Here is a 17,895-nt window from a genome sequence, read left to right on the forward strand (position 1 = left end):
AACTTTGTAATCTTTATTGTAACCTTTATTTTAAAAGTCGTTATCGTGAATACTGCTCTCCAAGGTGCACATCATAAGTTAAGCCTAATTCCTGGCACCTAGGAAGCGGGGGAACCAAGTTTGGGTGAATTGATCTCGCAACAGAGTGATCATAGGGGAACCTTCTACCGAATCCTTAAGCTAACCTCGTAGGCGTTGGAAGGGGTATATTTTTTTGAAAAAGAAGCTAACGATCGCAGCTATGGGTCTTGCCATTGCCTTTACATCTCTTACATTGGGTGGCGGCAGTGTATTTGCAGACTCTAAGATGGACCAAGTCATCCAGGATGCCAAAGGAACGAGCTACAGAAGCGGAGGCACTACACTCGACGGATTCGATTGCTCCGGCTTTACAATGTATGTATTTAACAAATTGGGAATTAAACTGCCACATCAATCTGGATCACAATTCAAAATGGGATCTTCCGTATCCCGCGACGAAATGAGAGCTGGAGACCTGGTGTTTTTTAATACCACAGGGAGAGGCATTTCCCATGTAGGCATCTTCATGGGTGAAGGGAAATTTGCCCATTCCTCATCTTCACGCGGTGTGATAATTAGCTCACTGAACGAAAGTTATTATGCTAACCGTTATGTTGGTGCAAAAAGAATTATGAGCACAGACGCGTACCATACCGTTGCTTCTGAAACTCCTGATGACGACAACGTAGAATAACGACCCAACAGCAATTGAACTTAGCCGCAATTTGATTCTGACTGGATCGAATTGCGGTTTTTTATGTTCTCCACATCAGCAACCGTTATTTGATTACTTACGAACTGAAACCCAAAAAAGTTTCAATTTTAGGCGAACATCGCCGGTTTTACTGTTATCGCCAGGGGGAGCAACATTAGCAGTAAATCCTTCTTATTAAATTTATATCCGACTTAGACCTGAAATAAACACCTTGCCATTCCTCGATTACCTGTCTACAATCTGTTGTTAATAGTTTAAGTACCTGCAAAAGGATGTGGTAAGACATGCCAGCCTCAATTTCAAATTTCCGGATCGTACCGATGGACGAGTATCATGCGGCCGCAATCTGTGAATGGCATTATGATCCACCCTACGATATATATGGTTGGCTGCCCTGGGACCAAATGAAGGCGCTTGAAGTCGAATTTGGAAATGCCACACTTCGCCAAGAACAATATGTTGCCATACTGGATGAGGAGAACACACTGACCGGATTTGCTCAATATTTCCCTATGATTGGTGTAACCCGGCTGGGTCTTGGAATGCATCCCGAAAGATGCGGGCAAGGCAGAGGCTCTGATTTTGTCCGCGTGATTGCCGAGGAAGCCAGAAGGCGAAATCCGCAGAATGAGATTGACCTGGAGGTACTCACCTGGAATGGGCGTGCCATCCGGGCCTACGAGGCAGCTGGATTTGAGCTTACAGATACCTATGAACGCCAGACTCCCGATGGCAAAAAGCCGTTCCATTGTATGGTATATCGTCCCCAACAGCAGACTCGGACTCGATGATAAAAGCGCCTTCGCTATACAACTACCTTGTTGTATAGCGAAGGCGCTTTTTATCATCGGCAGGTCATCACGCGATCAATGACTGCTGCGCATTTTCTCAAAAGCTTCATTATATTGTTGAGCTTCTTTAATATCCACGGCCATAATACCGCCATCATCCCATGAGGTCAAACGCAGGGTCACAGTCTTGTAGTCAATCGTAATAAAAGGATGATGATTGAATGCCTCAGATATAGCGGCAACTTCATCCACAAATGCAATCCCTTTCATAAAACTGGAAAAATTATATTTCCGAACGATCCAACGTCCTTCCTCCAGTTCCCAGCCCTCCAGTTTCTCTAGGTGTGCTTCAATCTCTTCTTGTGTAAAAGGCATGTTACGATTCCTCCCTATTTAATACGGAAGCCTTTTTTCAGTCGCTTGAGCGCGGCCGAAACTACGGTATAATGGTGTACATATTACCACGGCCCCGTTGATAAATCCATAAGCCGGCCTTCAAATTAAAGGAACCGACGTTAACTCTTCATCTCCAATGAGGACATAGATCTGATGCTGATCCGGCTTATAGATCATAACGCCGCTGCCTACAGCAATTACGGGCTCTGTGCCGAGCGCATAAAACAAATCTTCCGCCAGTGCTTCATTGACTTCCCGCCGTCCCGACGGGTCCAGCTTGTCCCAATCCACTGCATCCATTTCGAAAAATTCATAGCTGTCTGGAATGTGACCTACTGCCTCTGTCAATTCGTTCAAAATTTGTTCATACTCCCGCCCATGCTTCACTCCCATGCGTTTTCCTCCAATTCTTCCGCCATTCAATACATATCATCTTATTATACCGGAAATTCGCCCTTAACAAAAAAGAGAGTTTTGTCGATAAATACTATAATCCGTCTCATAATGACGCGCTTGGGGCAAGGACGACCCCGGCGGCATGAAAGGATTCAAATTCTATTCTCATGGATGAGGTGTATCATGCAAATTTCAACCATTATTGGACTTGTGCTCGGGCTTGTGTCACTGGTCGTCGGGATGATCCTAAAGGGCGCGCCAGTCGTCAACTTGGTCAACAATCCCGCTGCTTACATGATTATTTTTGTCGGAACGTCAGCGAGTATATTCATGGCTTTTCCGATGGAAGAACTTAAACGGGTACCTAAGCTGTTTAAAATTATTTTCACCCAGCAGAAACTGCTGGATCGCAAGGAGCTCATCAGCACGTTTACCAATTGGGCATCGATTACCCGTCGTGAAGGTCTGCTCGCGCTGGAATCCAAGGTCGAAGAGATCGACGATCCCTTTATGCGTACAGGTATGCGTATGATCATTGATGGTAATGATCAGGAATTCGTACGCGATGTGCTAATGGAAGACATTAACGCTACCGAAGACAGACATCGCGCCGGCGCGCTGATTTTCTCCCAAGCCGGGATGTACGCTCCTACTCTGGGGGTACTCGGTGCGGTCGTAGGTCTGATTGCGGCCTTGGCCGACCTTAGTAACATGGAAAAACTGTCTCACGCCATCGCTGCAGCCTTTATTGCGACGTTGCTTGGTATTTTTACCGGTTATGTCCTTTGGCATCCGATGTCAAATAAACTGAAACGACTTTCCAAAAAAGAGGTTGAGCTGAAGCTGATGATGGTCGAAGGCTTGCTTTCGATTCAATCGGGCATCTCGACTATTGCCATCAGCCAAAAGCTGGCGATCTTCTTAACTCCTACCGAACGCGCTAGTATGGGCCAGAAGGATGGCGACTCCAGTGAGTAAAAAAAGACATGAACCGCATGAAGAACATGCTGACGAAAGCTGGCTGTTGCCATATTCCGACTTGATGACCCTTCTGCTCGCATTATTCATCGTCTTATTCGGTATGAGCTCGCTTGATGCCAAAAAATTTGAAACGATGGCTCAATCCTTGACTGCAGCCTTTAACGGTGGTACCGGCATACTGGATCAATCGGCTGCTAACCCGTCGTCACAATCGATGGATATGGGGAAAAATAAAGAACAGGTAACCCAACCCACAAAATCTAAAGCTACTTCCACTTCTGAGCTGCAAAGACAGCTTGCCCAGCGGGAAGAAGAAGATTTGAAAAAGCTTAAAAAGCAAATGGATCAATACATTCAAAATAACGGCCTGACTACTCTGCTGAATACCAGACTGAACCAATCTCAGCTGATGATCACCATTAGCGATAATGCTTTGTTTGCATCAGGACAGGCCGAAGTAAAGCCGGAGGCGAGAAAGCTGGCTAAGTCCATTTCCGGCATGCTGCAGCAATTTCCTGGCTATGATGTTATCGTATCGGGTCATACAGATAATGTGCCCATCTCCAACAGCCAGTTTCCGTCCAACTTTGACTTGAGCGCCAAGCGCTCACTCAATTTCTTGCGGATACTGCTGCTCAATCAGCAGCTTGATCCAACCAAATTTGTATCTATCGGTTATGGCGAATATCGCCCAGTAGCCAAGAATCAGGACAGTCAGGGACGCGCTAAAAACCGTCGCGTTGAGATTTCCGTTCTTCGCAAATATCAGAACGGTACACAGGTTATTAGCCCTACCTCAAGTGCGAGTAACGAGTAATAAATGCATATGTTATATAAGCAAAGGCACCGCCGCATTTCTATGCAGCTGGTGCCTTTTGATTTTGCGCTTCCAGCAGCTGACCATGTCCTATTACGATGGACATCGTCTGTAAGCTATGAGGAGCCCCTCTGGGCTAGCTAAGCGTATAATTGAGCATCTGGCCTAGCTCCCGCTTTTCAGCCTCTGTCAGGTCACGCCAGGCGCCTTTCTGAAGCGATCCTAATCGGATATTCATAATCCGCAGGCGCTGCAGCTTTTGGACTTCATAGCCAAAGGCAGCACACATTCGTCGGATTTGACGGTTTTTCCCTTCCGTCAGGATAATGCGGAATACATGCTCGGATACACGCGTCACCTCACAGGGCAGTGTCCGCTGACCGAGTATTTTCACACCACTGGACATCCCCTGTACAAAGGATAATGTGACGGGACGATCCACCGTTACGATGTATTCCTTTTCATGCTTGCCTTCGGCCCGTAAAATCTTATTCACAATGTCTCCATCATTGGTAAGCAAGATGAGGCCCTCTGAGTCCTTATCCAGACGTCCGATTGGAAAGATCCGCTGCGGGTGTCCTACAAAATCGACAATATTGCCTCTGATGTGGCTCTCCGTTGTGCTTGTAATTCCCACCGGTTTATTCAATGCAATATATACGTGATCGGACTTCTCGCGGAGTGGCTTGCCGTTCACACGAACGTCATCGCCTTCCTCCGCTTGACTGCCCAGCACGGCTACTTCACCGTTAATCGTCACGCGGCCGCTCTCTACCAGCTTGTCCGCCTCCCGACGCGAGCAAAAACCGGTTTCGCTGATAAACTTGTTAATGCGCAACCTGTGTACCCTCCATTTCTACTGTTACGTTTCCTCCTGCGTCTTATCCGTTACTCAGGTTTGGCAATCGGAAGCTGCACAAGGGCCGTGGTTCCCTCTCCCTCCGTGCTCTCAATATCCAGTGTGCCTTTATGACTTTGTATAATACGCTGGCTGACCATAAGTCCGAGTCCTGTACCTGTCTCTTTGTTTGTGAAAAAAGGTTCGCCCAGCTTGGACAGCATCTCTGCGGGAATCCCTGTCCCTTGATCCCGTATGAAGATTTTAACGTTTTCTCCCTCTAAGAACAAACGAATCGTGATCGTACCGCCTTTACCCATAGCTTCCATACTATTTTTAAGTAAATTAATGAATACCTGTTTTAACTGATTTCCTTCAGCGTACACCAGAGCAGGCTCTTCCGTGAGCTGAAGGTTAAACACAATACCCAGCAGATGCGCCTGACTATCAAGCAGAGAAATAACATCACTCACAATATAACGAACATCTTTTTTCTGAAAATGAACAGCCTGTGGCTTCGCCAATATTAAAAACTCGCTAACAATTAAATTAATGCGATCCAGTTCAGACATCATAATATCATTGTGCTTCAAATTCAGCGATTGATTTTGCTGCTGTAGCTGGAGAAAGCCGCGCAGCGTAGTCAGCGGATTTCGAATCTCGTGCGCTACACCTGCCGCCAGTTGTCCTACTGTCGTCAGCTTCTCTGATCTGCGCAGCAATTCCTCCATCCGGTTGCGCCCTGTAATGTCGCGCGAGACGCTGATAAAGCCCAAAATCTTTCCCTCTTCATCCAGAATAGGCGATGTGCTCATACTAATCTCTACGGTACTTCCATCCTTACGCATTCTAAGGGTCTCAATCGACACGATGCTCTCACCTTGAAGCAGGCTCTTCTTCTGCAACTCATATTCCGCCTGTTGCTGCGGAGGTACAAACTCCAGCTTGCGTCCGACCAATTCCTTCTTGGTCCAGCCATACAACGTTTCAAATGCATGATTGACCCGAACAACACGATCCTCCTGGTCAGTCACAAGAATCGCATCGGCTGTTTGATTAATAACCGATTCCAGATGCTCTTTCACAGAACGGTTCTCCTCATACATCTGTTCAAGTCTCCGGGTATACACACCCAGATTGTAGGCCATTGCGTTGATACGTTCACCCAACTGTGCAAGCTCATGACCACCCTTGATTTCCAGTCGCGTATCAAAATGCCCATCGGCCATCTCGTTCACTTTTTCCAAAATAGATTGAATGGGGCGTACGAATAGACTGGCTAGCACATAGCTGCCGATAATGATAACCTCCAAAAGGACAATAGAAATGGCAACTAAGCTGATCAATTGTTTGGAAATCACAGAGGTGATTGTATCATAATTCATAACAATACGGATGACATAGGCTTCACGGTTAGTTGGATAAAAAGGTATGTAACTGACGAGAACCCGTTCTCCTTTAATATAGCAATCTTGTACAATACTCTCCCCGGAGAGAATAGCTTTGGACACGGCCAAACGGTCCTCCTGCGCTCTAGCTAGTTGATAGGTGCCGAATTGGATAGGTTTGTTGTACATATAATAGTACTTCCAATCGTTCCCCTGCTTGTCCATCGTAGCTCCACCGAAGGTTGCAGGGTTAATCCCTGTGATCTCCATGATGCGATAATCCACCTGCTGAGTCTGTTTTACGATCTCATCAGGGCTCAGGATGGATTGAAAATTTTGCACTGTAGCTTCTTGAAATGAAATTCGAATTAAGTAGTTGCGTTTTTGGTCATAATAAAAACCCCATTTATTAACATTCGAGGTGTCTAAACCTGTGTAATCAAATGACCCGGTCCAAAAATGATCCAGATTCTGTCCTTGCCCTATTGTTGCCTGTCCATACGCATATAATTGATCGACTGCATTTTTCCAGTGCCCAGTCGCTAGATTGGAGGATGTTATTTCCTTGGGATTTGAGGATTTGACAACTTTATACCCTTCTCCATCGCGAACCATCAATGAAATATTAATATCCTTATGAAGTGTGGCCAACTGTTGAAGTTGTTTCTGCTGAATGTCTTGGATGTCAGGGCCGAGCTGATTGGCAACCAATTTAGCAGAAAGCCACAGGTTATAGCCAAGCTGCTTGTCAACCGCCTCCCAGCTATGTCTGCTTTGTTCAATGGCTTCTCCGATGATTTTAGCGGTCAGAACCATTTTCGTTTCGCTGTCACTTCTTAAATTTTCGTGGGTCGTATAATAATTAAGTGCAATATTCAATAAAAGGATAAATAAAACGGACCCCGACAAAATAATCGTAATTTTGATTTTTATTGACACACTAATTTCTCACCTCTTGCCGTATGCTGGCGATTACTGGCAATTGCTAACTCAATGATACCGTAATAACGCCTATGATACCAGCATTTACATTTCCCGGATACTCATAAATACACGCCAAGTGAATCGTGTTGTCAATATTCGGACGTTTGCCTACAATGGAATAAGATAATCATCCACAAATAGTCCACAAATACACAGATCATATTGTGAACTGTGGATAGATTTGTGGACAAATTAAGTGTTATCCACAATTTTATTCACATCATGTTAACAACGGAATACTTGTTCGTTGGATAATTCCACGTTGGAGAGGAGCCATTTCCCAGTGACCATTATGGATCACGCCTATTGGATGAAAGAAGCCATTCAGGAAGCGTATAAGGCGGAAGCGTTGGGTGAGGTCCCCATCGGAGCTGTTATCGTAAAAGATAATGAAATCATAGGCCGCGGTCATAATTTGCGCGAGACTGGCGCAGACCCGACTGCACATGCCGAGATTATTGCCATTCGTCAGGCTAGCGAGCATCTGGGTGCTTGGCGTCTGCTGGATTGCAGGCTGTATGTCACTTTGGAGCCGTGTCCGATGTGCGCCGGAGCCATTGTGCAGTCAAGGGTTCCCCATTTGATATACGGTACCACAGACCCCAAGGCTGGCTGCGCAGGCACGCTGATGAATCTATTACAGGAGCCCCGGTTCAATCATTGTACAGAGGTGACCCGTGACGTGCTTCAAGAGGAATGCGCTTCATTGCTAACGAATTTTTTTCGAGATCTCCGTCAAAAGCGAGCGGCTGCGAAGTTGTCTTCTCCTCCGTCTTCATCCTTAGGAGGAGAACCTGGAACTCTTGCTTCGCATAGTCCTGATCGGTCATGATTGCATCTGATTGCTAAATTCCCATTGGGAGGAGATCAGCTTATGTCTGTGAGCTTGTACAATACGCCACAAGGCATTTTTCTACGCCCGCTTGGCTTGAAGGATAGTGAATCCCTTCTCGCCCTCAGGCTCCAAAACAGGGATTCCCACGCGGTGTACGAGCCGCGGTACGAGGATTCATTTTTCACCTTGGAGAAACAACAGGACTACATCCGTCAGAGGCTGCGTCAAGCCGAGGAGGATCGAGGATACTTATTCGGTATCTTCCTCATAGAGGAAGAGCGACTTATCGGTTATATTTCCATTTCCAATCTGGTACGCGGTGTTGGGCAATTTGCCGATATCGGCTACATGATGGATCAACAGGAACAGGGGCGTGGCCATATGACCGCTGCCTTGAAGTTAGTCATACAATATGCCTTTCGTGCCCTATCCCTTCACCGTCTTCAGGCGGGAACACTCCTGCATAATGAACGTTCACAGCGTGTGCTGAAAAAATGCGGCTTCCAGCCAGAAGGTATTGCCCGCAAGCTGGTCCAAATCCAGGGAACCTGGCAGGATCACCAGATGTTCGGACTTTTAGCTGAGGATAACGTGTGGCAGACCTGAACGACAGCACAGGGTAAACACAGTAGCAGTATACAAAAAACCGCCCGGCGTTAAGCCGAGCGGTTTTCCTATACCACTTGATGATGCTACTTGCAGACCGTTATTTCACACTTAAGGAGCAACAGTTTGCATTTTTTGTTGCAATTGTTCGATTGTCAGGACTTGGTCGTCTGTTGGAATACCTATTTTAAATGTTGCTTTCTCATTGATCTTGCTGTATTGCGAGTAGCCCGTTACAAACAATTTTACGTTATCTTTTGTGGTTGGATCATTCAGTTCCACATTTGCATTCAGGTCTTGGTATACAGGGATGTTATCCTTATTCAGAGCTGTATTCATGTCAAACTGTTTCACGGTCAAATAGTTTTTCAGTTCATCCAGTTTTTTACTCACTTCACTGGTGTTGGATTGCAGTTCTTTTTTGGCTTCAGCCAGCTCTTCCTTCTTCACTTGCAGCATGCTAGCATATTCGTCCTTGGACATGATATCCAGGACTTTCGGAAGCGACTTGGTAATAAATGTATTCGATGCTTGCTTCACATTGTCGTTCGTAATTTTGAATTGAACCACTTGTTTAGCTTCAACGCCTTGTGGCAATTTAGCATCTTTAGGATCAATATTAAAGAAATACGTAGCTTGATCGTAATCGCCTATAATTGCAGCAATCACTTCGTTCGCAAATTTTTGCGATTTTGCCTGATCCATCATTGCAGGGTTGAATTCTTGTCCGGATTTCTTAGCCAGTTCTTGTGGATCGACAATCAGGAATTTGCCTACAACATCCTGTGGAAGCGGATAAAATGGAACATTCGGAATTTTAACGTATAGTTTATCTTTAGTCATTACCATTGGAATCGTAAAGCTGGTGGAAAGGTCACCTTTCAAATGAATGCCCAAGGTCATTTCAGATTGGAAAGGTTCCTTTTGATATACGCCGTCCAAAGTAATGTCTGCATTTTTCAGCATATTTGTTATCATTGTGCTTCGCTCACCTGGAAGTGAAGCAGATGTAATAGTCAGATCTTTTACTGTGAATTGACTTTTGGATTCATAAGAGTTCAACTTCATTGCATTTGCTGTACCGGTCGTAATTGCTTCCTTCGGTTCCAGCTTCTTGCTGCAACCTACCAGGGCTACCGTTAAAAGCAGCACCATCGTGAGTACCAGGACGGTCAACTTTTTACTCATGGTGTAGATTCTCTCCTCTCGTAATTAACCCCTTTTTATAGTGTAAATAAAAAAATACACACTCTCTTTATTTTACCGCATTTTCTCAAACAACGAAATACTTATTGGAAAAATTTCTTACAATAAGCACAAAGACACCCCGGCTCTTAACCAGGGTGTACTGTATTATGCAATATATTTTTAGGAAAAAAGTCTATATGCTTATGACCCTTCTCTGTTGTGATGAGAGACGTGATTTCGTTGTTTCACCTTTTTAGAGCCGGACAGCGGCTCCTGCTGATGATTACGCTCACGTTTTTCGTTTCCTCCACCGGAATCCTGTGCCTCGGGGACAGGTATGACTTTAGACTTGCCCATTTATGCATCCTCCGTTCTCAGTCTTTACGCTAATTCATCATAAAATCCGTATATTTCCATTTTAATTAGGACTATAGATGGTGCAGGTCCTCCGTTTTATCGTGATTTAGTGAATCTTGATGACGGCGGTCATTCCGATCCTGCTGCACCTGTTGTGCCTGATGGCTATTCACTGGACGCTGCTCCAAATCATCTACAATGTTGGACAGGTTCTTATCCAGTCCGTTTTTGGCTTTTGTCATGTAACCTTACCCCCATCCTCCATAACTATGAATGCGTCAACGACTGTAACGTCTGGGCACATTGATGAATATGCCGAGTGTAATCGGACACCAACTGTTGGATGATATCTGTTCGTTCATCTACAGTCTTCCCATCCTGTTCTACATCGATCAAGCTAACCTGCACTTCCCGGGAATCGACATAGGTGCATGCAAAGTCGAAGGAGTACATTTGGCGGCCCTCTACCTCAATGTGGATTCGGATAGCCCGGCTGTCTGCCTCATCTGCCTGCACCTGTGCTTTATCTCCTGAATTTAAAAGAATCGGCAGTTGTTCCTGCCAAGCTTCTACCAGCTTTTGCTGATCTACTGTCATTTCTCGATTCATGCCAGCACCTCCACATCTGATAACGTGTGAAAAAAGCAGGTTTTTTATACAACAAAAAAGCCATTCCTTACGATCTCTGTCTAGCCTTAAAGGCCAATGTATCAGCTATCGTATTTGAATGGCTTGGTTATTTTATCATATGGCGGAGAGGATGGGATTCGAACCCATGTGAGCTTGCACTCTAACGGTTTTCAAGACCGCCCCGTTATGACCGCTTCGGTACCTCTCCAAGTGGTAAATCGATAAGCTGCTCCTACCAATAACTCAGGCGCAACAAATTTATTTTACCACAGACTTTCTACAAATGCAACGATTAATGCTTGGGAGTAATTGCCTCAACGCCTCGCATGTATGGACGTAGCACTTCCGGAATCATGACGCTTCCGTCTTCCTGCTGATAATTCTCCAAAATAGCAGCCACCGTACGCCCTACAGCCAATCCTGAGCCGTTCAGCGTATGTACAAATTCAGGCTTCGCTTTTGAATCTGGACGGAACCGGATATTCGCACGGCGCGCCTGGAAGTCTTCAGTGTTGGAGCATGAAGAAATTTCACGATACATGTCGCTCTCAGGCAGCCATACTTCCAAATCATACGTTTTGGCAGCAGTAAAGCCCATATCCCCGGTGCAAAGTGCCAGCACACGATATGGAAGCCCAAGGAGCTGTAGAACACGCTCAGCATCATTCGTCATCTTCTCCAATTCCTCGTAGGAGGTATCCGGATGCACCAGCTTGACCATTTCTACCTTATTGAACTGATGCTGACGAATCAAACCGCGGGTGTCTCGTCCAGCTGATCCAGCTTCTGAACGGAAGCAAGAGCTGTATGCCACATAATACTTTGGAAGCTGCTCCGCATTCATAATTTCTTCGCGGTGGTAGTTCGTTACCGGAACTTCAGCTGTAGGAATGAGGTAGTACTCGGTATCACGCAGTTTAAACAAATCCTCTTCAAACTTCGGAAGTTGTCCTGTTCCATACAAACTGTCACCATTCACAATGTACGGAGGGAGCATTTCTTCGTACCCATGCTCACTGCTGTGCAGATCCATCATAAAGTTAATCAGCGCACGCTCCAGTCGTGCTCCCAGCCCTTTGTAAAACGTAAAACGAGAGCCGGTTACCTTAGCAGCGGCCTCAAAATCAAGAATGTCCAGGTTCTGCGCCAATTCCCAATGCGCTTTGGGCGTAAAGGAAAACTCACGCGGCTCCGACCAGCGACGGATTTCAACATTATCCTCTTCCGAGGCACCTACCGGCACAGTTTCATTTGGAATATTCGGAATGGACATCACTTGTTCGTCGATCTGAACCTCCAGCTCGCGCACTTGCTCATCCAATTCTTTAATACGGTCGGAGACCTGACGCATTTCGGCAATAAGATCATCCGCATTTTCCTTGTTCTTCTTTAGCTTGGCTACTTCACCGGATACGACATTCCGGCGATTTTTGAGTGCTTCACTCTCCTGAAGCAATTCACGGCGTCTTACATCCAGATCTGTAAAACCATTAATCAGATCCAGCGATTTGCCCCTGTCCTGTAAAGCTTTCTCAACCCGACCAAGCTCGTTGCGTAAAATCTTTATATCTAACACAGGTAATCCCCCCTACAATACAAACCTGACTTTCCGCTATTCGCGGACCATATCCACAAAATACTGATGTAACCGGTAGTCATCTGTTAATTCCGGGTGGAAGGATGAAGCTAGCAGGTGCCCTTGACGGGCCGCCACGATCTCACCGTTATATTCAGACAGCACGTCTACTCCCGCACCAACCGACTGTATTAACGGCGCGCGTATGAACACTGCACGTACCGGTTCCTCAATGCCTTTAATGTTCAAATCTGTTTCAAAGCTTTCCCGTTGGCGACCAAAGGCATTACGTGATACTGTAATATTCATCAGCCCCAAGTGTGCTTCTTCCTGTCCTTGAATCTGTTTGGCCAGCACGATTAATCCCGCACAGGTACCAAATATAGGCTTGCCTTGATCAGAAAACTGACGTATAGCATCTATAAATTCATACTTGCGCATTAGCTTGCCGATGGTTGTGCTTTCACCGCCGGGAATGATAAGACCGGACAGCTCATCGAGCTGTTCGATCTTTTTCACCGCCACACCTTCAGCACCTGCGCATTCAACACTGCGAATATGCTCAGCCACAGCGCCCTGCAGCGATAATACTCCAATTTTCATGCCGGTCCCTTCTTTCCTTACCAACCGCGATCCTGCATGCGTTCATGCGATGCCAGCTTGGAAATTTCAATGCCTTTCATAGGAGTGCCCAAATTTTTGGATACTTCTGCAATCAGCTTGTAGTCTTTATAATGAGTAGTCGCTTCCACAATGGCCCGCGCAAATTTCTCAGGGCTGTCCGATTTGAAAATACCTGATCCTACAAATACGCCATCGGCGCCCAAATGCATCATCAATGCGGCATCAGCAGGTGTTGCTACCCCGCCCGCTGCAAAGTTTACCACTGGCAGCTTGCCGTGCTCATGCACTTCCAACAGCAGCTCGTAAGGAACGCCGAGGTTTTTAGCTTCAGCATACAGCTCGTCCTTCGACAGATTCTGCACCTTGCGAATTTGACCGTTGATCAAGCGCATGTGCCGAACAGCTTCAACAATATTGCCTGTTCCAGGCTCACCCTTGGTCCGGATCATAGATGCACCTTCTCCAATACGACGCAGTGCTTCTCCCAAGTCCTTAGCTCCGCAGACAAAAGGAACGGTGAACTCACGCTTATCGATATGAAAAACTTCATCCGCAGGTGTCAGCACTTCGCTCTCGTCAAGATAGTCAACACCAAGAGATTCCAGCACCTTTGCCTCCACATAGTGACCGATACGAGCCTTGGCCATAACGGGAATAGAAACAACCTTCATAACCTCTTCCACAATCGTCGGGTCAGCCATACGGGCAACACCACCGGCCGCACGGATATCCGAAGGCACCCGTTCAAGAGCCATTACGGCTGTAGCACCTGCTGCCTCTGCAATTTTAGCCTGCTCAGCGTTCATGACATCCATGATTACGCCGCCTTTTTGCATTTCTGCCATACCTCTTTTTACACGCGATGTTCCCGTTTCCATATCGTTGCCTCCTGTAAGGGTTACGTTTAGATTCTAACTTAATATTCTACCGCACAGATGCCAAATACACAATCATTTCAAGCCGCAAATAAGTACGAAGAATAAAAAAATCTCGGCTCACTCTATCGTAAACTAGAAGAGATTTTTAATCCCCTGGAACAATTCACCAAAGAAATGGCCAATTGCGCGGAAAAGCATTCGGAACCAGCCGCCCTCTTCTACTGGCGTCGTCGTAATCAGATCTACCGTCTTGACCTGGCCTTTATCGGAGCCATCCGTTTTGTACGTATACGTAATCGTTCCGACTTTTGCCCCTTGCTTCAAAGGAGCCACGAGTGAGCTTGCCGGGGTAATGTTAGTTGTAAAGGTTACCTTAGGATTGCTTGCGCCCTTAGGTACTACAAAACTTACTGCATCCTTCGTCACGACAGGCACTTCCGTTTCTGTACCTTTGGTGACAGGCACGTTCTCTACACCTTTAACTACAGTCTTTGGTGCCACGACCTGCTTTACTTCAAAATTATCAAACCCGTAATTCAGTACTTTGGCCGTCTCTGTAAAACGGTGGGGTTCAGAATCTGCTCCCATAACTACACTGATAAGACGCATTCCGTTGCGCTCGGCCGTTCCCGTAAAGCAGTTACCCGCATTGCTCGTATGACCCGTCTTCATTCCATCCAGTCCCGGATAAGCGAACTTTTTGAAGTTAGTTATGTTTTTATTTGCTTCCAGCATCCAGTTGTAGTTAACAATCGGCGCCTTATCCGTCGGGCGGAATTTGTAGGATTGAATCGTCGTAAACCGTTTATAATCCGGATGATCCTTAATGATATTACTAGCTAATATCGCTGCATCTCTTGCTGACATTACCGTCTCCCGATCAGTATTGGGCTGGAATGCTTCTGGCATATCCTTACGGTCCAAGCCTGTGGCGTTGATAAAATACGTATTCTTCATGCCCATTTTCTGAGCCGTCTCATTCATTAATTTAACAAAATCCTGTTCCGTACCGGATACACGCTCGGCCAAGGCTACCGTTGCATCATTAGCAGAACCTACCGCCATGGCAATATACAGCTCTTCTACCGTATGTTGATCACCTTTAGCCAAAAAAATACGCGATCCGACGCTCTGAGCAGCGTTATCATTAACCGTAACCTTATCGGTCCATTTGAGCTTGCCCTGCTTGACCTGCTCAGCCACGATGTATTCAGTCATCATTTTAGTCATACTGGCAGGCGGAAGCGGCTCATCCGGGTTCATGGACAGCAGCACCTGCCCTGTGGAAGGCTCAATCAGAATGGCTGAACGTAGTGCCAGACTAGGCGGGTTAACAGAGCCTGTTCCGACAATATTCATCGACGCTGTAGTTGTTCCGGCAGCAAAAGTAGCCACGGTCGGATCCAAATGGCTGACTACAGGCAATGCCGACATATACATCATATTAAGCACCATGACCGCAGTTACGCTCTTCTTAATCATGCTGCGTTTACTTTTTTGCTTTTGATTGTTCGCTTTCAAATGAATACAAACTCCTCTCATACCTTAACCCGATCCGTTATGTATAACGGGCGGCGGTTATAGCCTCTGCCAGGCAATGTAATTAAAGTTCAGTGTCATATCGTTAATTGAATCTAGCTACTAAGTTCAGACCTATTATGAGTGTGCTCGTAACAAGACGGACACCTGTCTATTCTATCACAGGGGTATCTCTAAAAAAAGACAGGCAGAGTGAATTGCGCTCTGCCTGTCGTCAAGTCTATTACAACCGAACTCTATAGAGAATAGTTTGGTGCTTCCTTCGTGATTTGCACATCATGCGGATGGCTTTCACGCAGACCTGCACCTGTTATGCGGATAAAGCTTGTATCGTTGCGAAGCTCCTCAATATTTGCTGTACCGCAGTAGCCCATACCTGAGCGAAGACCACCCAGCAACTGATGGACAGTGTCAGAAAGTGGACCTTTATAGGCAACACGTCCTTCAATGCCTTCTGGTACCAACTTCTTATCGTCGTCTTGGAAATAACGATCTTTACTCCCTTGCTTCATCGCAGCCATTGAACCCATACCCCGGTATACCTTATAGCGACGTCCTTGATAAATTTCGGATTCTCCAGGACTTTCTTCCGTACCTGCAAAGAGGCTTCCGAGCATTACCGCCGAAGCGCCAGCCGCAATAGCTTTTGTAATCTCGCCAGAGTATTTAATACCGCCGTCTGCAATAATCGGAATATTATACTCCCGTGCAACGGTTGCACAGTCATAGATAGCCGTTATTTGTGGCACCCCAATCCCAGCAATTACGCGTGTTGTACAGATAGAGCCTGGCCCAATTCCGACTTTTACAACCGAAGCTCCTGCTTCAATCAATTCACGCGTTCCGTCACCGGTGGCTACATTACCAGCTACAATAGTCAAATCCGGGTAAGTACTACGCAGCTTGCGAACGGCTTCGATAATGTTAATGTGATGACCGTGAGCAGAGTCTACTACAATCAAGTCCACACCAGCTTTTACAAGCGCTTCAGTCCGTTCAAATGTATCTTTGGAAATGCCTACAGCCGCACCGACCAGAAGACGCCCTTGTGTATCTTTCGCTGCGTTTGGAAATTGAATTGCTTTCTCAATATCCTTAATGGTGATAAGTCCTTTGAGGTAATTTCCTTCATCGACCAAAGGAAGCTTCTCAATTTTATGCTTTTGCAAAATAATTTCTGCTTCCTGTAAAGTCGTACCTACAGGAGCAGTTACCAATTCTTCCATCGTCATTACTTCACTGATTTTAAGATTAAAATCGTGGATAAAGCGAAGATCGCGGTTCGTAATAATACCTACCAGCTTGTTTTCTTCGTTTACAATAGGTACACCAGAAATTCGATATTTGCCCATCACTGCCTCGGCATCAGATACCAAATGATCTGGAGTCAATGAAAATGGATTAGTGATAACACCGCTCTCCGAGCGTTTAACCCGATCCACTTCTCCCGCTTGCTGTTCAATCGACATATTCTTATGAATAACACCAATACCACCCTCACGTGCCATGGCAATTGCCAATACTGCCTCAGTAACAGTATCCATACCAGCACTTAACAAAGGAATATTCAGCTTCACGTTATCACTCAACCGAGTCGCTACGCTTACTTCTTTAGGCAGAACCTCCGACTTACGAGGCACCAGCAAAACATCGTCAAAGGTAAGGCCTTCCTTACCGAATTTATCTTCCCACACCAAGATGATCCTCCTTCAAATGTTTAGTCTGTATTGGTCTTGTTGTCTGTCCGATACGGACAAATCAAGGCTCTCTAAAAATATATTAATTGCAATCTTAGCAAAGCAGTATAGGGGTGTCAAGCCTTTATCAACAGCCTCAAGCCTTAGTATCTCCCTGTATAAACAAGTGTACTCCTATGGAGGACAATCCTTGGGAATAAGCATTTTTAAAAAATTGCGACATTCCCAATTGTATATTTCCGACTTGGGTAAGCTGCATAAAAGTAATTTTATAATCTGGCCATACACGAAAAAGGACCACAATCTCATCGAGATCACGGTCCTCTTTGCTTGTTGCTTGGCGGCGTCCTACTCTCCCAGGACCCTGCGGTCCAAGTACCATCGGCGCTGGAGGGCTTAACGGTCGTGTTCGGGATGGGTACGTGTGGAACCCCTCCGCTATCGCCACCAAACATGAATGGATCTCATCCATTCTAACGTACAGATTTCCGGCACCACGCTCCTGCGTGTATGAAAATCGAACGTATTCGTATGTAGTTCTACATACCGTATATAGTCCTACATACTTTCAAGGTGTTACACCCTGAAAACTGGATCCGAAACTCCACTTGCGTTCTATTCTTAGGATAAGCCCTCGA

At 45.9% G+C, this 17,895-nt stretch carries 19 protein-coding genes, 1 tRNA gene, 1 rRNA gene and 1 riboswitch; of the genes, 6 read left to right on the top strand and 15 right to left on the bottom strand.

From position 1 onward, the window contains the following. Window positions 1-71: 71 nt before the first annotated feature. A riboswitch (cyclic di-AMP (ydaO/yuaA leader) is annotated at window positions 72-210 on the top strand. Window positions 211-214: 4 nt separating this feature from the next. Beyond that, window positions 215-715 carry a C40 family peptidase gene (locus JO375_RS00220; protein ID WP_229522594.1) on the top strand — a complete coding sequence of 167 codons (501 nt, stop codon included), beginning with the start codon at window positions 215-217 and terminating at the stop codon, window positions 713-715. 305 nt (window positions 716-1,020) lie between these two features. Next, window positions 1,021-1,527 (top strand): GNAT family N-acetyltransferase, encoded by a 507-nt coding sequence (locus tag JO375_RS00225; RefSeq protein WP_229522595.1) that lies wholly within the window; start codon window positions 1,021-1,023, stop codon window positions 1,525-1,527. A gap of 75 nt (window positions 1,528-1,602) precedes the next feature. Here JO375_RS00225 and JO375_RS00230 read toward each other — a convergent pair whose 3' ends face one another. Together JO375_RS00230 and JO375_RS00235 are read right to left on the bottom strand one after the other, a co-directional pair. Then, window positions 1,603-1,902 carry a 4a-hydroxytetrahydrobiopterin dehydratase gene (locus tag JO375_RS00230; protein WP_007428083.1) on the bottom strand — a complete coding sequence of 100 codons (300 nt, stop codon included), beginning with the start codon at window positions 1,900-1,902 and terminating at the stop codon, window positions 1,603-1,605. 120 nt (window positions 1,903-2,022) lie between these two features. Then, window positions 2,023-2,316 (bottom strand): hypothetical protein, encoded by a 294-nt coding sequence (locus JO375_RS00235; protein WP_229522596.1) that lies wholly within the window; start codon window positions 2,314-2,316, stop codon window positions 2,023-2,025. Between the two features lie 186 nt (window positions 2,317-2,502). Here JO375_RS00235 and motA point away from each other — a divergent pair, with 186 nt between their 5' ends. Both motA and JO375_RS00245 read left to right on the top strand, forming a co-directional pair. After that, window positions 2,503-3,297 (top strand): flagellar motor stator protein MotA, encoded by a 795-nt coding sequence (gene motA, locus JO375_RS00240; RefSeq protein ID WP_229522597.1) that lies wholly within the window; start codon window positions 2,503-2,505, stop codon window positions 3,295-3,297. Next, the gene (locus tag JO375_RS00245; RefSeq protein WP_229522598.1) at window positions 3,290-4,117 is read left to right on the top strand and encodes a flagellar motor protein MotB; all 828 of its coding nucleotides are present in this window, start codon (window positions 3,290-3,292) and stop codon (window positions 4,115-4,117) included. The genes motA and JO375_RS00245 overlap by 8 nt, the downstream gene beginning before the upstream one ends. Window positions 4,118-4,253: 136 nt before the next feature. Here the strand turns inward: JO375_RS00245 and rluF are convergent, their stop codons facing one another. Both rluF and JO375_RS00255 read right to left on the bottom strand, forming a co-directional pair. Further along, window positions 4,254-4,955 carry a 23S rRNA pseudouridine(2604) synthase RluF gene (gene rluF / locus JO375_RS00250; RefSeq protein ID WP_229522599.1) on the bottom strand — a complete coding sequence of 234 codons (702 nt, stop codon included), beginning with the start codon at window positions 4,953-4,955 and terminating at the stop codon, window positions 4,254-4,256. A gap of 50 nt (window positions 4,956-5,005) precedes the next feature. Further along, window positions 5,006-7,282, bottom strand: coding sequence for a PAS domain S-box protein (locus tag JO375_RS00255; RefSeq protein WP_229522600.1), 2,277 nt, complete (start codon window positions 7,280-7,282; stop codon window positions 5,006-5,008). Between the two features lie 328 nt (window positions 7,283-7,610). Between JO375_RS00255 and tadA the strand changes: the two genes are divergently transcribed. Together tadA and JO375_RS00265 are read left to right on the top strand one after the other, a co-directional pair. After that, on the top strand, window positions 7,611-8,159 hold the full coding sequence (gene tadA, locus JO375_RS00260) for a tRNA adenosine(34) deaminase TadA (protein ID WP_229522601.1): 549 nt from the start codon (window positions 7,611-7,613) through the stop codon (window positions 8,157-8,159). Window positions 8,160-8,201: 42 nt separating this feature from the next. Next, on the top strand, window positions 8,202-8,768 hold the full coding sequence (locus JO375_RS00265) for a GNAT family N-acetyltransferase (protein ID WP_229522602.1): 567 nt from the start codon (window positions 8,202-8,204) through the stop codon (window positions 8,766-8,768). 111 nt (window positions 8,769-8,879) lie between these two features. Here JO375_RS00265 and JO375_RS00270 read toward each other — a convergent pair whose 3' ends face one another. The 11 genes from JO375_RS00270 to rrf form a co-directional block, all read right to left on the bottom strand. Then, a complete protein-coding gene (locus JO375_RS00270) occupies window positions 8,880-9,956 on the bottom strand; it encodes a hypothetical protein (RefSeq protein WP_229522603.1) in 1,077 nt (358 codons plus the stop codon). A gap of 201 nt (window positions 9,957-10,157) precedes the next feature. Beyond that, window positions 10,158-10,313: a small acid-soluble spore protein P gene (locus tag JO375_RS00275; protein WP_229522604.1), complete on the bottom strand. Its 156-nt coding sequence runs from the start codon at window positions 10,311-10,313 to the stop codon at window positions 10,158-10,160. A 71-nt stretch (window positions 10,314-10,384) separates the two neighbouring features. After that, on the bottom strand, window positions 10,385-10,555 hold the full coding sequence (locus tag JO375_RS00280; RefSeq protein WP_007428073.1) for a hypothetical protein: 171 nt from the start codon (window positions 10,553-10,555) through the stop codon (window positions 10,385-10,387). A gap of 25 nt (window positions 10,556-10,580) precedes the next feature. After that, a complete protein-coding gene (locus JO375_RS00285) occupies window positions 10,581-10,922 on the bottom strand; it encodes a hypothetical protein (protein WP_229522605.1) in 342 nt (113 codons plus the stop codon). A gap of 140 nt (window positions 10,923-11,062) precedes the next feature. Then, window positions 11,063-11,151: transfer RNA gene (locus JO375_RS00290), tRNA-Ser, on the bottom strand. An 84-nt stretch (window positions 11,152-11,235) separates the two neighbouring features. Continuing rightward, the gene (gene serS, locus JO375_RS00295) at window positions 11,236-12,519 is read right to left on the bottom strand and encodes a serine--tRNA ligase (RefSeq protein WP_229522606.1); all 1,284 of its coding nucleotides are present in this window, start codon (window positions 12,517-12,519) and stop codon (window positions 11,236-11,238) included. Window positions 12,520-12,555: 36 nt separating this feature from the next. Then, window positions 12,556-13,122 (bottom strand): pyridoxal 5'-phosphate synthase glutaminase subunit PdxT, encoded by a 567-nt coding sequence (pdxT, locus tag JO375_RS00300; RefSeq protein WP_229522607.1) that lies wholly within the window; start codon window positions 13,120-13,122, stop codon window positions 12,556-12,558. Between the two features lie 17 nt (window positions 13,123-13,139). Then, the gene (gene pdxS, locus JO375_RS00305; protein ID WP_229522608.1) at window positions 13,140-14,021 is read right to left on the bottom strand and encodes a pyridoxal 5'-phosphate synthase lyase subunit PdxS; all 882 of its coding nucleotides are present in this window, start codon (window positions 14,019-14,021) and stop codon (window positions 13,140-13,142) included. Window positions 14,022-14,153: 132 nt separating this feature from the next. Continuing rightward, a complete protein-coding gene (locus JO375_RS00310; protein WP_229522609.1) occupies window positions 14,154-15,542 on the bottom strand; it encodes a D-alanyl-D-alanine carboxypeptidase family protein in 1,389 nt (462 codons plus the stop codon). 254 nt (window positions 15,543-15,796) lie between these two features. Continuing rightward, window positions 15,797-17,254: an IMP dehydrogenase gene (gene guaB, locus JO375_RS00315; protein ID WP_229522613.1), complete on the bottom strand. Its 1,458-nt coding sequence runs from the start codon at window positions 17,252-17,254 to the stop codon at window positions 15,797-15,799. 338 nt (window positions 17,255-17,592) lie between these two features. Beyond that, window positions 17,593-17,709: ribosomal RNA gene (gene rrf / locus JO375_RS00320) — 5S ribosomal RNA — on the bottom strand. Between the last annotated feature and the right edge of the window lie 186 nt (window positions 17,710-17,895).

Origin of the sequence: Paenibacillus farraposensis (assembly GCF_020736845.1) — a bacterium.
GTDB lineage: Bacteria > Bacillota > Bacilli > Paenibacillales > Paenibacillaceae > Paenibacillus > Paenibacillus farraposensis.

Excerpts from the sequence above, each read along its gene's own strand:
- motA (WP_229522597.1), top strand. The coding sequence starts at position 2,503 with ATGCAAATTTCAACCATTATTGGACTTGTGCTCGGGCTTGTGTCACTG.
- JO375_RS00285 (WP_229522605.1), bottom strand. The coding sequence starts at position 10,922 with ATGAATCGAGAAATGACAGTAGATCAGCAAAAGCTGGTAGAAGCTTGG.
- pdxS (WP_229522608.1), bottom strand. The coding sequence starts at position 14,021 with ATGGAAACGGGAACATCGCGTGTAAAAAGAGGTATGGCAGAAATGCAA.
- pdxT (WP_229522607.1), bottom strand. The coding sequence starts at position 13,122 with ATGAAAATTGGAGTATTATCGCTGCAGGGCGCTGTGGCTGAGCATATT.
- JO375_RS00225 (WP_229522595.1), top strand. The coding sequence starts at position 1,021 with ATGCCAGCCTCAATTTCAAATTTCCGGATCGTACCGATGGACGAGTAT.
- JO375_RS00270 (WP_229522603.1), bottom strand. The coding sequence starts at position 9,956 with ATGAGTAAAAAGTTGACCGTCCTGGTACTCACGATGGTGCTGCTTTTA.
- JO375_RS00275 (WP_229522604.1), bottom strand. The coding sequence starts at position 10,313 with ATGGGCAAGTCTAAAGTCATACCTGTCCCCGAGGCACAGGATTCCGGT.
- JO375_RS00230 (WP_007428083.1), bottom strand. The coding sequence starts at position 1,902 with ATGCCTTTTACACAAGAAGAGATTGAAGCACACCTAGAGAAACTGGAG.
- JO375_RS00265 (WP_229522602.1), top strand. The coding sequence starts at position 8,202 with ATGTCTGTGAGCTTGTACAATACGCCACAAGGCATTTTTCTACGCCCG.
- JO375_RS00235 (WP_229522596.1), bottom strand. The coding sequence starts at position 2,316 with ATGGGAGTGAAGCATGGGCGGGAGTATGAACAAATTTTGAACGAATTG.
- JO375_RS00280 (WP_007428073.1), bottom strand. The coding sequence starts at position 10,555 with ATGACAAAAGCCAAAAACGGACTGGATAAGAACCTGTCCAACATTGTA.